Here is a 16,475-nt window from a genome sequence, read left to right on the forward strand (position 1 = left end):
TTTATTTTGTTCAAAATTCGTTCAAATTATGTTGACAACATCAGCTCGTTGATGTAAAATCAGTTTGCTTTTAAATATATTATATGTAATAATCAGTTAAGGATAAAAATAAATTAATGAAAAACAAAGCAAAAACAATAAAATTTGCGTTCAAAATGTCGTTGCCCGTGCTGTTCGGCTATTTGTTTTTAGGCTCGGCATTCGGCATTTCGCTGTACGAAATCAGCTATAATTGGATTTGGGCAATAGTCATTTCCCTTTTGGTATATGCCGGCTCCGGTCAACTGTTGCTCGTGTCAATGATTGCCTCGCAAGCTTCTTTGGCAAGCATTGCGGTTATGACATTTTTTGTAAATTCACGACACATATTCTACGGCTTGAGTTTTATAGAAAAATTCAGAAGCTACGGCTGGAGATACCCGTCGCTCATCTTTTCGCTCACAGACGAAACCTACGGGGTCAACACTTCTTTCGACACAACTCCAAAGGATGTTGACGAAGGTGACGCACGCTTTTTGATTGGCATATTTGACCATATGTATTGGATTGTCGGTTCAATAATCGGCAACCTTGCGGGTCAGCTGATAAAAATCGACTTCACGGGGATTGACTTTTCTATGACGGCGCTTTTTGTGGTTATCTTCCTCGACCAAATTCTTGCGTCAAAATCAAAGTTACCGGGATTTTTGGGAATTATCTGCGCACTTATTTGTCTTTTTATTTTCGGACCGGACAAATTCTTGCTTCCAAGCCTCATTATCACCGTGGCGCTTTTGCTCGGTATGAAACCTCTGCTTGATGGCAAAAAGGAGGTAATTTGATGCTTTCTACCTCTAAACTAATAATCACCGTCCTTGTTGCAAGTGTGGTCACTTTTTCAACCCGACTCATTCCGTTCGCTGTGTTCGGCAAGCGTGAAGTGCCGAAAATCGTGAAATATCTCGGCAACATTATGCCACCCGCAATCATTGGCGTGCTTATAATTTATTGCATAAAAAACGGATATACATTTGATATGAATATCCTTGCGCCACAGCTTATTGCAATTGCCTTGACCGTGATTGTGCACCTGTGGAAACGCAATATTTTAATCAGCATTTCGGTCGGCACAATCTCGTATATGCTGCTTATTCATTATGTTTTTGTGTGAATTATCTAAGGCTCTCCTTGATGCAAATATATAGCCTCCCCTTGAAGCAAGGGGAGGTGGATTTTGCAAAGCAAAAGACGGTGGGGTTTTACTTCTTGCCCCTCGGTATGTTTTAACCCCTCAGTCGTGCTTTAGCACGACAGCTTTACTGCGTAGACGCCCCCTTTTGTCTGCGTTGCAGACATTTCCCCCGATTAACGGGGGAATCACCTTGTAACAAGGTGAGCCTGATATTCTCCCTCATTTGCAACAAGAGGATTATCATAAAAAAACAGCTCCCATTGGGAGCTGTTTTTGTTTAATCAATAGATTGAGTTTTCGTCCTCGTCGCCATCTACAATCGTACCGTTTGTATAACCCGAAGTTGTAATTACATCTGAATTCAAAAACTTTACGATTTCAATCTTAGGTTCTTCAAATTTTTTCATAATTACCCCTCCTTATAAAGTACTAATTGCTTGCTCAACAGGATCCGAATAAATTGTTACATATTGATCCGATGTTTTATATGTCAAATAAGCACGACAAGTTATTTTTTTAACTGTTGAGGTACTCTTATATCTAACGGTAACAGAATATTCGTTATAATCATTCTGCACATTGCTTTGTGCTTGCTTTATGGTTTTGCCATTGTTAATTTCGAGTCCCCACTCAACAGCAGTGCAACCCGCCGGAAGATAGAACTTGCAGTTGTATGTTGCTAATTTTCTTCTTTCACTGTCTGTATCTGTATCTCCAAAGTTACCTGTAATGCCGATTTTTGCTTTGGTGTTTTCAACTTCTACAACGTAAATATTATCGGTTCTTGGAGCATGGAAACTGTCACGGTCAAGATAAGTGATAATATTCTTGCCTTCAGCATCTTTTGCAAGAGCATATTTCTTGGTTAAATCATATCCGTCAAGCTCTACAAGTTTGTCGTAATTATATGAAAATTCATTATTATTAAAATGAACACGGCATTTTTGTGAGTCTACTGAATAGCTTGCATAAACTTTAATGTCTTTACCTGTGCCTGTTACATCTTCTGTTGACCAAGAATTATTAAATGTATAGAATGGAATCTTAGGTGCTTTAGGAAATTCGGATTTATCGAGTGGTTTGTCCTTTTCAACATACTTGATATCAATTATATTTCCGCCCGGACCGATAAATGTAACCTTTGAAAATTCGGCTGTCGAAACTTGTTTGGTTGTTACATAAACTTCAACACTCAAATCTCTTGTTGCAACAAGAGAGAAATTAGCTTCACTTGTACCGACTCTTGTATATGCATGATTTATCTCATCTCTTACAGTCCACGCCGTGATGCTTTCGCCAGGGGCGCAAGTGTAACTGTAATCGACAGACTCACCGTAAGAATAGGTTTTTGATTCTTCGCTTTCAGCTCCTTCTTTATTCTTGAAAACACGATATGTGATTGTAACACTCTTTTTGCGAAGCATTGACAATGCAGAAAGAAGCTGTGAAGTAAAGTTGTCAATATCAGCTTGCTTTGTAGATGCTTGATTACGAGCAGCATCGGCTAAAGGTCTAACCTTATTTACAATTTTTTCAAATTCAGTAATTGAAGCTTCTGTATACTGTGCTCTATCTTGATTTAAAGCAGTTGCTGCAAGCGTATCAGCATCGTTATATGCATTCCAATCAACTTTATATTCAAGGTCTTTGGCTGCAGAAACATATCTGCTGTATGCAGTCTTGATTTTTACGCCTAATTCCTTAACCTTGCTTTCAACTTGGTCGTCTGCACAGTTGGCAAGTTCTGCCTGTGGGTCGATAGAAACAAGTTTTTCAACTGCTGAATAATATCTGTTTACAGCGGCAGGAGAAAATTCCTTTTCATTTGCCCAAACTTTATTGTACAAATCTTTGAATGTGTAGTTGCCGCCTAAAGTTGATACTTTCCCCGCTTCGTTATTGCTGAGCACATCATAAATAGGCTTGTAGTTCAATACATAGATATTGGCATTTTGAGGGTAAGTTTTCTCCGATACATTTTGCCAAGAAGATCCAAAAACTCCTCCTGCTTTATTTCTAATACCTATACTAACATTTGGATTTTGGAATTTTTTGAAGCCTCCGTTTTCATTAAAACCGCCATAGAATTCCATTTTGTTCCAAAAATAACATGCGCCATTAGCAACTGGATATTCATTTATGGTAAATGAATATCTAGTCTCATATGTATTACTGTCAGTTGATAATTCTACACGGTCTTTATCTTCAATTTTAGTAAAATCTATCGTATCCTTATCATCAAAAATAAAGTTAGAAGTATAAGGAGTATTTCTATCTTTATCAATTACAGTAGCTTTTAACGGTTTACATCCTGTGAATTGACCTGATTTAAAATTAGCACTTTCCCAATCAAGATACGCATTACATAGAAAAAGATTACTTTTGCAATCATATGATGGTTGGAAGCCAAACATAATTGGCATTGCAGGGTTAATTCCACTACCATCATACATTAAAACAGAATTGAGTGGTGTAACAGAAATTCTACGAACATAGTGACCTGATTTATATGTCTTATTGGCTTCTGTAGTACTACTGCAATACAAAACATTGTTGCTATATTCGGCAGGCATTGTAACTCCGCCTATAGAGTAATTGCTTGTGCCGGTTTTAGGTGCAGTATTTGCTGTATTTTCATTCAAACTTGCAGGCTTTTGAACTGTTGTTGATTCTGTTGCTTTAAAATTGAACACACGCTTAACAGTTAAGTTATTAAAGTAAATATATGTATCTGTCCAATATGAACCGGATTCTCCGTCAACAAATTTGCCGTTTGAGTCCTCATTAGCAAGCAAGAAAACAACGGTCGCATAGTCAAGACCTGCCTTTAAAGCTTGTTGAATAGCAGGACCGACATCTATTGTGTCATCCTTAGAACTCGACATATAAGCATCGTATGTAAATGTGCCGATTTTTTCCAATCCGAAATATTCCTTGGCATTTTGAGCATAGACTCCGTCTTTCCAGATAGAGTTGAACGCAGTTGCATTTAATTTATCACCTTCGGGAACAGATGTTTGATTATCAAACAAGCCCTGATTTTGTGTCGGATACATAACTTGCAAAGAGGTATATTCATACTGATACTTTCGATGTCTCAAAGTGAAATCGCCGTGAATCTCATCAAATTCAGATGCTTTTATACCACTGATATCAAAGTTGATATAGCCAATGGTAAAAGTATCACTTGTTCCGTCATTTGCGATATCAATCCAATTGTCAGCCTTAAATCTGTCAGAGCCACCATTCAAATCAGTAAAAACACCATAGTTTTTAACATCACAGGTGACGCCGACCCCGTCATCTACGACAGGCTGAACCGAGTTGTCCTCAGCAAACACCGTGAACGGCAATGAAGAAATTACCATAAGCACTGCTAAAAGGCAAGCAATGGTTCTTTTGAAAGTTTTTTTCATAAAGTTTCCTCCGTTTCTTCTTGTGTTGTTTCTCCAAATAAATTGCACTCAGTTTACACAAAAAGTGCAAAATACACCAACACACATTATTTCTCGTACGATATTTTACCATAAAGGAACAATTTAATCAACCATTTTTTAACAAAAAATCAGCAAATTATGTACACAATCAGATAAAATTATTGTTAAATATACCAAAAGTACGGTTGTTGTTTAACCCCTCAGTCGCACATTATATTGAACCCCTCCGTCTGCATATAAAATGCAGACACCTCCCCTTATAAATAAGAGGAGGCTCTGTAGGTTAATTGCCTCCCCTTGAAGCAAGGGGAGGTGGATTTTGCAAAGCAAAAGACGGTAGGGTTTTACCAAATTAACCCATCAGTTTGTTTAACCCCTCAGTCGTGCATTATATTGAACCCCTCCGTCTGCATATGAAATGCAGACACCTCCCCTTATAAATAAGAGGAGGCTCTGTAGGTTGGTTATTAGTAGTTAATCATATATCTATTGATTTCCCACTGAGAAACGGAAGTTTTGTAGGAATTCCATTCTTCCTTTTTGCCCTCGATATAGTTATTGAAAACATGGTCGCCGAGGGTTTCTCTGATGAACGGGTCAGCCTCTGCCGCATTGATAGCTTCTTCAAGAGAACCCGGAAGACAATCGATGCCGAGTTTGCATCTTTCTGTATCGGAAAGGTCAAAAACATTTTCGTCAAAAGCAGGGGCAGGTTTCATACCCTTTTTGATTCCGTCAAGGCCTGCTGCAAGGCAAAGTGCCATTTCGAGATAAGGATTGCACGCAGGGTCAGGGCAACGAAGTTCAACTCTTGTACCCTTGCCACGAGAAGCAGGAATACGAACGAGAACGGAACGGTTTGAAGTTGACCACACGAGATATGACGGAGCTTCATAACCCGGCACAAGTCGTTTGTATGAATTTACGGTTGGGTTTGAAACAGCGGCAATAGCCTTTACATGAGCCATAATGCCTGCGATGAACGCATAGGCGGTTTCGCTGAGTCCGAGTTCGCCGTTTGGATCGTCAAAAACATTTTTGCCTGTTTTCAAATCATAGAGCGACATATTTGTGTGCATACCCGAACCGTTGATACCCTCAACAGGTTTTGGCATAAATGTTGCGTGAAGTCCGTGCTTTGTTGCATAAGTTTTTACAACATGCTTAAAGGTCATAACTCTGTCGGCAGAGGTCATAACATCGCCAAACTGGAAGTCGATTTCGTGCTGACCTTTTGCAACTTCGTGGTGAGAAGCCTCGATTGTGTAGCCCATTTCTTCAAGAGCAAGGCAAATATCACGGCGACAGTTTTCGCCATGGTCGATAGGGTTAAGGTCAAAATAGCCTGCCTCATCGCCTGTTTCAAGAGTTGGTGCGCCGTTTTCGTCAAGCTTAAAGAGGAAGAACTCACATTCAGGGCCTACATTGAAGCCGTAGCCCATTTTTGCCGCTTCGTCAATAACTTTTTGAAGCACATTTCTCGGGTCACCCTCAAACGGAGTTACATTGTCTGCCTTATAAACAGAGCAGATAAGTCTTGCTGTTTGTGCGTTGAGGTGCTTTCTCCAAGGGAAAATAGCCCATGTATCATAATCAGGATGCAAGTACATATCCGACTCGTCAATTCTGACAAAGCCGTCAATCGACGAACCGTCAAACATACAGCCGTTGTCAAGTGCTTTTTCAAGCTGTGACAATGTGATTGCGACATTCTTCATAATACCGAAAAGGTCGGTAAACTGAAGTCTGATGAACTGCACGCCGTTTTCTCTTGCTTCCTTGAGGATTTGCTCTTTTGTGTATTTACTCATCATAAATACTCCTTTCACATTTCATAAAAAAAGGCATCCCGAAAAATCGGAACGCCTTTGTTCAACCAATGCCATTATATCCCCACAAAATGTTAAAGTCAACAATTTTTGAAGGAATTATTCATCTTTGTAAAAATCAACGGCTAAAACCGAAACTTAAAACAAGCCGTTTGTCAAATTTATACAACAATCAATTCAAGTCCAAAAACTCCTCGCCGACAATTTTCTTGGAAAGGTCGGTGAAATATTTTACGGTTGCGCCGTCTTTTGCCTGTTCGGAGGCGATGTCGTCAGTATAATCAGACAGCCTATAAACAGAGAATTTGTAGCCGTTGCCCGTGTTGTGATAATAATCAACGACAGGAGCAAGTTTAGCCGATGTGACCTGAATTTTGCCGTCAACTCGTTCAACTGTAAGTTCTGCCATTCCGCCACACATTTGGTTGAGATTTGTTTGGTGAGAAATAAAGTTGCCGATAGAATAATAAACAATCATTTTTTTGCCGGTAGCTTCATTTGTTACCCACTCAACGGGTTGAAGCACGTGAGGGTGAGTGCCGATGACAATATCCGCACCGCCGTCTGAAAAAATCTTGACATATTTCTTTTGAAGGTCGTTGATTTCGTGGCTGTTTTCCGTGCCCCAATGAGGAAACACAATCACGCAATCGGCATTTGCACGAGCCTTTTTGAGGTCGGACTTAACCTTATCTTCGTCAAGCATATTCACGCACCACGGCTTATCCTCCGGAACAGAAATTCCGTTTGTGCCGTAGGTGTAGTTAAGAAGTGCAAACTTAATGCCGTTCTTTTCATAATATGCAATGGTGTTGTATTCTTCCTCGGTACTGTTTGTGCCGATATGAACAACCTCAGGGTGCTTTTTGAAGAACTCACATTCTTTTTCGATTCCCGCAAATTTCTGCACATCGAGCGAATGATTTGTTGCGCAAGTGAAGATATCAAAGCCTGCATCGATAGCCGCCGTGCCAACCTCCCAAGGGGTGTTGAACATAGGGTAGCCCTGATATTCAAAATCCTTGCCGCCAAGCATAGTTTCCTGATTAATGCACGCAATATCGGCAGACTTGACATAGTTTGAAATATTCTCATAAAAAGAGGAATAATCAAGGCTTCCGTCATCCTGCTTGCCTGCATCAATGAGGGTGTTGTGAATGAGATTATCACCCACGGCAACGATAGTCACCTTTGCGTCCTGCGGTTCTGTAACAGATTCAGACACAGCCGGTTTTGTGGCAGTTACGGTAGGGTTAACCTTATCTCTGTTTGAAGTGACCTTGCCGCTGATTGCAAGACCGATAACAACTGCAATTGCAATGCATACGGGAATAATAATCCCCAAAAGATTGCTGTTTGATTGTTTTTTATCTTTAGCCATAAAAATCACCAAAAATCATTATGCCGCAACGAAAGTGTAAATTACATATGCAAGGTATCCTGTGAGAGATACAATACCCTGCCAACGCTGAAGCTTTTTAGTAAACAATGTTGGAATAACTGCGATTGAAACTGCAACAACGCAGATAATCATATCAAACACAGAGCCGGTTGAAACAACCAAAGCGCCCTGTCCCTTGCCCATAGAAACGAATGAACAAATAGGAAGAATGAGTGCAAGGTCAATGATGTTTGCACCGAGAATGTTACCGACAGAAAGTGCGCCCTCTTTCTTGCGAAGCGCAGTAATTGTTGTAACAAGTTCAGGGAGAGAAGTGCCGATTGCAACAGCGATTACACCGATTACTCTTTCGCTGATGTGCATTTCTTTTGCTATTCTTGTACCGCCGTTGATGAGGAGCTGTGCACCGACAACGATGCAGATTGCGCCAACAACAAACAGCACAATATTCTTGCCCCAGTCCTTGCCTGTTGCAGTTTCCTTTGACGGAACAACATCATCTTCTTCCTGCAAGCCGATACTGTGAGGGTCAGGCTCAATTTGAACAGCGCTGTTCTTCATTGAAACAAAGTTTTCGATAAAGAAAGCAATAAAAATAGCAAAAAGAGCAATCATTCCGACAGTTGAAAGTGTGTGATAATCACCCTCAAGACCCGGTACTTTGATAAGACCTGTGAGAGCAGAGCCGAGTGTGAGAGCAACGGCAGCACCGAGCATCATAAGACCCTTTGGTGCGAACTCTTTTCTTTTTACGGCAAAAGGCATACAAACAATGAATATACCCATAATCATAGCCGTATTGGCGGTTACCGAGCCGACCGCATTGCCCGAAGCCATATCGACCTTGCCGTCTGCGGTTGCAACAATTGAAACAATCATTTCAGGCAATGTTGTTGCAATAGAAACGATGGTTGCACCGATGATGAACTTCGGCACGCCGAGAACTTCCGCAATCCAGCTTGCGCTGTCAACAAACCAGTCGCCACCCTTAATGATAAAAATCAAACCAACAACAAAAAGAGCAACAACTATGCCCATATTTGCCGTTTCAAAAAAATTTGACAAAAATTCCATATTTAGTTTATCCCCAATCCAAATATACGTGTGTTATTGTGTTATATATTATTACTCAAAACAAGATATAATACATAATCTATACAATTCTATATCCCACTGATAAAAAAAGACGCCGGACGGAAGCCCAATCCGCGCGTCTTTTAATTATTTATTATTCGTGATCGTGGTCACAGCAATCGCAGCCACATTCGTCATCGTCATCGAATTCAACATCGAATTCCAAAACTTCGCCGCAGTTAGGGCATTCAAACTTGCCTTCTTCGATTGTGTCCATATCAACGATGATTTTTTCGCCGCAAGTAGGGCACTCAACCTCGTATTCTTCATCGTCATCATCACAACAATCGCAATCGCAGTCGTCATCATCATAAACGAATTCTTCAAGGTCAGCCAAATCTTCGTCAACAGCGTCAATCTGATCGCCGACAAGCTCAAGACCTTCTGTCATATCTTCCATATCTTCTGTAAGATTTTCAAGAACGTCGATGATTGCTTTGAATACCTTTGTTTCTTTTTTGTTAGGGTCCAAATCAAGTCCGTCAATAAGACCCTTGAGATAGCCCAAGCTTTCTGATGTTTCCATAATTAATTCCTTTCGTTTGGTTGAATGGTTTATTTATGCAAATATTATTATAAGAAAGTTACCGCAAAACTTATGCTCTTTCCATATATTCACAAGTTCTTGTGTCGATTCTGATCATATCGCCCTCGTTGATGAAAAGAGGAACTCTGATTTCAGCGCCTGTTTCAACAGTAGCCGGCTTGAGAGTGTTTGTTGCAGTATTGCCCTTAATACCGGGCTCAGTTGCAGTAACCTCAAGTGTTACAAATGTTGGTGGTTCAACGCCGAAAACCTTGCCCTTGTATGACAAAATCTTGCATACGTCATTTTCTTTTACATAACGGAATGAATCCGGCAAATCTGCCTCTGCAACAGGAACCATATCAAATGTTTCGTTGTCCATAAAATAATACAATCCGTCATCGTTGTATGAATATGCCATATCTTTTCTTTCAATATAAGCAGTTGGGAACTTTGCAGTTGGGTTATATGACTTTTCAACTACAGAGCCTGTAATAACATTCTTTGTCTTTGTTCTTACGAAAGCGGCACCCTTACCCGGCTTTACATGCTGAAATTCAACAACCTGCAATACATTGCCGTCCTCTTCAAAGGTAACTCCGTTTCGGAAATCGCCTGCACTAATCATTAATTTATACCTCCGTATATAATTTTACTTTTATATTTTATAATATTTCGCACAATAAATCAATACCCATTTTGTAACTATCTTTGCCAAAACCCGAAATTTGCTTTACACAAACATCGGTTATAACAGAAATTTTGCGAAAATCCTCTCTTTTGTGGATATCGCTCATATGAACCTCCACAAACGGAGTGAAATCCGCAACAGCCTCGATAGCATCTCGAATGGCGTATGAATAATGCGTGTAAGCACCTGCATTGAGAACCACTCCGTCGTACTTATCCTTGCTTTCGTGGATAACATCAATGAGTGCACCCTCGTGATTTGACTGATAAAAATACATCTCACAACCCTTGCTTTCGCCATAGGCTTTGAGTTCGTTATTTATATCATCAAGCGTTTGTGCACCGTAAACATTTGTTTTTCTTATGCCGGTCATATTGAGATTAGGACCGTTCAAAACCAAAATTTTCATACAACAGTTCTCCCTGCAAAATGTTAAAAAAAGAGTGACAAGGGGCACACTGCGTAAGGAATAAATGCTCAAAAATCAAATGAACATCGAAATACTGCGTTAAATTTACAGTGAAGGCAGTAAGCCTGCCCTGTAAATTATGCCTTGTCTTTCATCTGTTTCTTTGATTTTTGAGTGCAAAGCAGTTTAAACTAACTGATTTTGTTCAGTGTGCATTAATAAAATTCCGCTAATACTTGCGTATTAGCGGGATTTTTTAATAGTGCAATGGGCAAAATTCAGAAAGCTTAAACCAATTACTTCCTTAAGCAGTGTGCCCCAACTGTCACTCTTTTATGTACTCTTATTTGTACTTTCTCTTACGAGCAGCTTCGCTCTTCTTTTTACGAGCTACTGAAGGCTTTTCGTAATGTTCTCTTTTTCTAACCTCTTGGATGATGCCATCACGAGAAGTCTGGCGCTTAAATCTGCGAAGTGCGCTGTCAAGAGATTCATTTTCCTTAACTTTTACCTGACTCACTGTATTCCCTCCCTCCGACCATCGGGGGTTATTTGATAAATTTCATATATCGCAAAGATTATAATAAATTAATGCTGCAATGTCAAGCATTTTGTAAAATTAAATTTGAAAAAATCGTTTTTTGTCACAAAATACTAAAAATATAGCATTTTATCGGCATTTAACGGACTTAACAGAACTCCAAGTTCCATAAATCTTTTGACCGTCATACGATGTGAAGCCTCTCACTCTGATATAATATAGTCCGCCTTTTTTAAGATTTTTTCTTGTATACGAAAGTTTATTTTTATTATTTATATTCTTTGTAATTGTGCCTGTCTTAAAATCCTTGCTTGTTGAAAGTTGAAGCTGATAACCCGTGCAAGAACCTGAAAGTTTTTTCCACTTTGTCACAATTTTCTTCGAACCTGAAGAATAAGCCGACTTGACAGCCTCTTTTTTAGGCTTTGAAGCAGTCACAACAGGGGTTGAATAATCACCCTTTGAATTGCCTGCATATGCGCAAACCTTGATTTCATACACATTTCCGGGGTCAAGACCTGCGATATTGGTTTCCGACTCGGTGACGGTTTTGCTAAAACTTGTGCCTTTTGTTTGATTGTCAACCGCAACAAAATACTTTGTTGCTTCGTCAACCTCGTCCCATTCAAAATCAATCTTGTTGCACGCCTGACCCGTAACGGTCAATCCCGTAACCTCAAGTTCGTCTGCCGAAACATCGGGTTCTTCGCCCGGCATATCATCATCGGGAATGATTGCCGTATAAAATTTGTCATAATTTTTGAAGTGGCTGATGCTGATGCCGATACCGCCCGAATTTGACACCTTCATAGTGCTGTAAAAAATAGCATTGAGCGAATAAAGCGTGTCGTCATCATTATAAATCGAGCGAGTAGGATACTCTCTCATACTCTGCCAATAAATTGTATCAATATGGCACATCTTTGAATTATACTCGGATGTTGAATAATTCGAGTGATATATTTTCATCATTGTTGAATCAATATATTGAACAATAACGGTATGCGTTTTTCTTGAGCCGCTGTTAAGTGCACCGTAATGCACAACATCGCCTGCAACCGCATTTGTGACAAAAAAGTTGATTACATCCTCAACAAAATCCGCATCGGGAACTGTTTTTGTTGATGTAAAAGTGCCAGAAGTGGTGAAGTTGCCGCTATTATGCTTCACCTGATAATTGTTATACAAACCCTCGGCATACGCAACGCCATAAAGTCTTTTGCAAACTTCGGACGCAAAACCGTAGCAGTTACGCTGAACTATTGAATTTTCACCCGGAACGAAGCCGGAAATTGTTTGTATATCTTCAAGCTTGTCGGTTGCCGTGCCGTTTGCATAAACATTGGCTGATGCGAAAACCGATGAAACTAAAATTATCACTGATAAAAAAAGTGAAATAACCTTTTTTTTCATATAGCCCTCCTATTGAAAAATCCAAAATATTATAGCATAAAAAGTCGAAAAGGTCAAATCAACATCAAAAACAAAGGGGGCACACTCATCGTGTACCCCAAAAATTTGTATTATTTATTACTAATTTAAAACAATTTGATTTGTGCATTGGTCAAATCAATTTCCTTGTAATCAATATCCTCAAGCAACTGAAGAAAAACTCTGTTGTCACTCGGTGTAAGGCTGATTTCAAGATTTTTACCGTCATTCATATAAATTGAATACTTGAACGGATGCGAAACCATATTGTTAAGATTAACGCCTTTTTTATAAATTCTGCTGATGTTTTCGGTGTTTACAATAACTTCGTCATTGGTAGACACTTTTCCCAAATTTACATACATCTTTTAATTCTGCGAAGCCGTCTTCGCTTTCCCCTTGATTATTGCGAAGTTAGTCCTCGCAAACTTTATCCTATCACATCAAAAGAGGGATGTAAAGAAAGAATTTTATATTTTCAAAATAAACGAAAAATCAGACAAAATCAGTTGTTTGCCGGGTGATAATTCGGTACAATAGCCATCAATTTTTCACGAACATTGTTTTCGTCAATATCCTTGAGAGATTCAAGCCAAGCAACAAATTCCTCTTGCTCAAACTTCATAGGTTGGTTAACAAAAATCTTTTCGTTCGCAGTACGGCTTCTTGTTTCCAACTCCTCGCTCATAGAAAGTTCCTCATAAAGCTTTTCGCCCGGACGAAGCCCTGTAATCTCAATCGGAATTTCGTTTTCGTCAAATCCAGAAAGACGAATGAGATTTTTTGCAAGGTCCATAATTTTTACAGGTTCGCCCATATCAAGCACAAACACTTCGCCGCCCTCGGCAAGACCACCCGCCTGACAAACAAGCTGAGCCGCCTCCGGAATAGTCATAAAATATCTTGTGATATCGGGATGAGTAACCCTTACAGGTCCGCCGTTTGCAATCTGCTCCTTGAAAATCGGAACAACAGAACCGTGAGAGCCAAGAACATTGCCAAAGCGAACTGCGGCATATTTTGTGTTTTGACTCTTCTTGTTCATATACTGAACTATGATTTCGGTAATTCTCTTTGTGCAACCCATAACATTTGTCGGGTTAACTGCCTTGTCTGTTGAAAGGATAACCATCTTGTTAACCTTGTATTCATCGGCAGCAACGGCAACATTGTATGTACCGAAAACATTATTCTTTACAGCTTCGCACGGACTGTCCTCCATAAGCGGAACATGCTTGTGAGCCGCTGCGTGGAATACAACATCGGGATGAAATTCATCCATAACTTCGCGAAGTCTGTCAATATCTCTGACAGAACCGATGCGAACATAGATGTCAATGGTATCACCGTACTTTTCGATAAGATGATTTGCAAGTTCAAAAGCGCAGTTTTCGTAAATATCAAAAATGATAATTTTCTTTGGATTGTATCTTGCAACTTGATTGCAGATTTCAGAGCCGATTGAGCCGCCGCCTCCCGTCACCAAAACAGTAGCGTCAACAAGATAACTGCAAGCCTTTTTATCAAGTGTTATTTCCGGACGGGAAAGGAGGTCGGTAATATCGACATTACGAATTCTCTTTGGATTGCCTGCGTCAAACATTTCCTCCTGTGACGGACTTGTTTTGACAGTACACTTTGTCTGCATTGCAATAGAAAGAATTTCCTTTTGTCTTTTCTTTGATGCAGACGGCAAGCAAAGAATAATTGTATCAATTCTATATTTTTCGGCAACTTTGGGAATATCATCACAATTGCCGACAATTTTTATTCCTTCAATTTTTTTGTGGAGTTTTACAGGATTATCGTCAACAGCAACAATAGGTCTGCCGTTTTTGTAATCATCGTGTCTGAGCATTTCAATAACAAAATCGCCCATAAATCCTGCGCCGACAATCAAAACTCTTTCATTCTTCGAACTTCTTGCCGACATTCGAGAAAGTAACGACCTTATAATTCTGTAAGCAATTCTTATACCCGCAATGCAGCACACAAAAAACAGCCACATAATCACATAAGAATACAAACGCAATCTGCCCTGAACACCAAAAGCCTTAACAAATAAAACCCTGTCAACGAACAGAAGCACGGCATCAATGACAGTTGCAGAAACCACACTACGGATAATTTCGTCAGATCCTGCAAAGCTCCAAACGCTGTTGTACAAGCCAAAAATAAAATTGATTGAAACGCCGAGCACTGCGATAATTCCGATGTGCCAAGCCGAAAATACAATATCCGAATATCCTGTATCAACAATTCTTCCGTTCATTGTAACATAGCAAGTCAATCCGTTTGACAATATCAAAAGCACTGCGTCTAATATTGCAATAACGGCTTTTCTTGAAAATGCTTTCATTCTCTGCATTTTGTAACTCTTTTCAGACATAATGTTTCTCCTTCTCCGAATTCTTGCACCGCAAAAATCCTTTACTGTTTCTCTTTTTTATCTTTTTTCTCTTTCTTTTTATTGAGTGCCTTTCTTATTGCAAAGGCAATGAGCCCTATCACAACCGTTGAACCTCCAATTACAAACGGAATGTAATAATACTCATCATTATTTTTCAATCTTTGAAGATTGATTCCGATTTCGTTGAGTTTTTGTTCCTTTGTCTTATCAACGTTTTGAGTTGATGTTGTAAGTTCCTCAACATAATCGTTGACCGTTTTTTGCCTTGTGACATCTGCGGTTGTTGAAGTAACGGTGAAATCACACTGCCTGTATATTTCATCATTTGCACAAACGACAACAGTTGCCGTGCCCTCGCCAATCGCCTTGATTTCGCCGCCCTTTTCGATTTGGATAATTCCCTCCTCATCACAGAAATATCCAACAACGGCAGTTGCATTCAGCGGTTCCAATGTATATCCAAGCTCAACGCTGTCGCCAACCTCAAGTTCTGTGGTTGAAGCGTACAGTTCCATATCTTGAGCAGGAACATTTTTTGTTTTTTCTTTCTTTTTCTTAGTTGAGGTTTCCTGCTTCTTGGTTGTGGCAGAAGCGGTTGTTGCCTCAGTTGTCGTTACCTTTTGAGTTGACGGCTTTGCGGTTGTCACCTTTGCCGTGGTAGTTTTTCCTGCGGTAACCTTTTTAGTTGTTGTCACTTTCTTTGTTGCAGTGACTTTTTTGGTTGTTGTAACCTTTTTGGTAGTTGTATGTTTCTTGATTGTCGTCGCCTTTTTTGTTGTGGCCGGTTTGGAAGGACCACCCTTTGCGACAGACGAATAATCGGGAACACCGTAGCCCATAATCGCCGAAACATTGTTGTAAGGCTTTGAGCCTGTTGTTGTGTATTTTCGAGCCTTGACTTTGCCCGAACAGTTGCCCTCAACCGTGTACACCGTTGAGCCGTCAATATAATCGACCAAACCGACATGCTGACTTGAGCCGTTGCCCGACCAGTCGAAGAAAATCAAATCGCCCCTCTTTGGAGTGTAGCCCGAAGAAGTTGTGTAATATCTGTCACGATTTTTGTACCAACTAATCATCGAATTGCAGTTGCCGCCGCTCGGAACAATTTTTTTGTACATTGCAACCCCAAGGTTTTCGCCTGCCTTGTTGAAGCACCACAGCACAAAAGTTGTGCACCAGCCACCCTGATAGCCGTACCATTCGCCGTATTTGCAATACGAACTTGTGCCCTTGTAGCCGACTTCATCATTTGCCACATCAAGCACTTCGTTTTGCATTTCGCCGACCGATGCGGCATATGCGTTCATAGGCAACACCGTGCACATCATCACCACAACGAGCAAAACAGCTATTGCTTTGTATATTTTTTTCATAAAATCCACCATAAATATTATAATAAGACAAAAATCCTATTTTTACAATTAGATATTATAACTGTGTATATTGCAAAAATCAACTATTATTTTATAAAAAATTCACATTTTATAATTT

At 39.8% G+C, this 16,475-nt stretch carries 15 protein-coding genes; 2 read left to right on the forward strand and 13 right to left on the reverse strand.

Annotated elements, in window-relative coordinates:
• Positions 1–116 precede the first annotated feature (116 nt).
• Both Q0E03_RS01585 and Q0E03_RS01590 read left to right on the forward strand, forming a co-directional pair.
• Positions 117–821 carry an AzlC family ABC transporter permease gene (locus Q0E03_RS01585; protein ID WP_297128632.1) on the forward strand — a complete coding sequence of 235 codons (705 nt, stop codon included), beginning with the start codon at positions 117–119 and terminating at the stop codon, positions 819–821.
• Positions 821–1,150 (forward strand): branched-chain amino acid transporter permease, encoded by a 330-nt coding sequence (locus Q0E03_RS01590; RefSeq protein ID WP_297128634.1) that lies wholly within the window; start codon positions 821–823, stop codon positions 1,148–1,150. The genes Q0E03_RS01585 and Q0E03_RS01590 overlap by 1 nt, the downstream gene beginning before the upstream one ends.
• A 302-nt stretch (positions 1,151–1,452) precedes the next feature.
• Here the strand turns inward: Q0E03_RS01590 and Q0E03_RS01595 are convergent, their stop codons facing one another.
• The 13 genes from Q0E03_RS01595 to Q0E03_RS01655 all read right to left on the reverse strand — a co-directional run bounded on the left by Q0E03_RS01595 (position 1,453) and on the right by Q0E03_RS01655 (position 16,357).
• Entirely contained in the window at positions 1,453–1,578 is a 126-nt protein-coding gene (locus tag Q0E03_RS01595) for a hypothetical protein (protein WP_297128636.1), read from the reverse strand.
• 12 nt (positions 1,579–1,590) lie between these two features.
• Positions 1,591–4,587 carry a hypothetical protein gene (locus Q0E03_RS01600; protein ID WP_297128639.1) on the reverse strand — a complete coding sequence of 999 codons (2,997 nt, stop codon included), beginning with the start codon at positions 4,585–4,587 and terminating at the stop codon, positions 1,591–1,593.
• A 488-nt stretch (positions 4,588–5,075) separates the two neighbouring features.
• A complete protein-coding gene (gene glnA / locus Q0E03_RS01605; RefSeq protein ID WP_297128890.1) occupies positions 5,076–6,419 on the reverse strand; it encodes a type I glutamate--ammonia ligase in 1,344 nt (447 codons plus the stop codon).
• Between the two features lie 190 nt (positions 6,420–6,609).
• Positions 6,610–7,818, reverse strand: a complete 1,209-nt coding sequence (locus tag Q0E03_RS01610) for a CapA family protein (protein WP_297128643.1) — start codon at positions 7,816–7,818, stop codon at positions 6,610–6,612.
• Between the two features lie 18 nt (positions 7,819–7,836).
• The gene (locus Q0E03_RS01615; protein ID WP_297128647.1) at positions 7,837–8,913 is read right to left on the reverse strand and encodes a calcium/sodium antiporter; all 1,077 of its coding nucleotides are present in this window, start codon (positions 8,911–8,913) and stop codon (positions 7,837–7,839) included.
• 154 nt (positions 8,914–9,067) lie between these two features.
• On the reverse strand, positions 9,068–9,499 hold the full coding sequence (locus tag Q0E03_RS01620; protein WP_297128651.1) for a CD1247 N-terminal domain-containing protein: 432 nt from the start codon (positions 9,497–9,499) through the stop codon (positions 9,068–9,070).
• Positions 9,500–9,569: 70 nt separating this feature from the next.
• Entirely contained in the window at positions 9,570–10,127 is a 558-nt protein-coding gene (efp, locus tag Q0E03_RS01625; protein ID WP_294835026.1) for an elongation factor P, read from the reverse strand.
• Between the two features lie 37 nt (positions 10,128–10,164).
• Positions 10,165–10,599, reverse strand: coding sequence for a type II 3-dehydroquinate dehydratase (aroQ, locus tag Q0E03_RS01630; protein WP_078767724.1), 435 nt, complete (start codon positions 10,597–10,599; stop codon positions 10,165–10,167).
• A 343-nt stretch (positions 10,600–10,942) separates the two neighbouring features.
• Positions 10,943–11,119, reverse strand: coding sequence for a 30S ribosomal protein S21 (rpsU, locus tag Q0E03_RS01635; protein ID WP_022258953.1), 177 nt, complete (start codon positions 11,117–11,119; stop codon positions 10,943–10,945).
• Positions 11,120–11,269: 150 nt separating this feature from the next.
• Entirely contained in the window at positions 11,270–12,553 is a 1,284-nt protein-coding gene (locus Q0E03_RS01640; RefSeq protein WP_297128656.1) for a fibronectin type III domain-containing protein, read from the reverse strand.
• Positions 12,554–12,678: 125 nt separating this feature from the next.
• Complete coding sequence (locus tag Q0E03_RS01645) at positions 12,679–12,924, reverse strand: hypothetical protein (protein WP_297128660.1); 246 nt, start codon at positions 12,922–12,924, stop codon at positions 12,679–12,681.
• 152 nt (positions 12,925–13,076) lie between these two features.
• On the reverse strand, positions 13,077–14,960 hold the full coding sequence (locus tag Q0E03_RS01650) for a nucleoside-diphosphate sugar epimerase/dehydratase (protein WP_297128664.1): 1,884 nt from the start codon (positions 14,958–14,960) through the stop codon (positions 13,077–13,079).
• A 41-nt stretch (positions 14,961–15,001) separates the two neighbouring features.
• Positions 15,002–16,357 (reverse strand): CHAP domain-containing protein, encoded by a 1,356-nt coding sequence (locus tag Q0E03_RS01655; RefSeq protein WP_297128666.1) that lies wholly within the window; start codon positions 16,355–16,357, stop codon positions 15,002–15,004.
• Positions 16,358–16,475 lie beyond the last annotated feature (118 nt).

This window comes from uncultured Eubacterium sp., from assembly GCF_934525195.1.
Lineage (GTDB): Bacteria > Bacillota > Clostridia > Oscillospirales > Acutalibacteraceae > Eubacterium_R.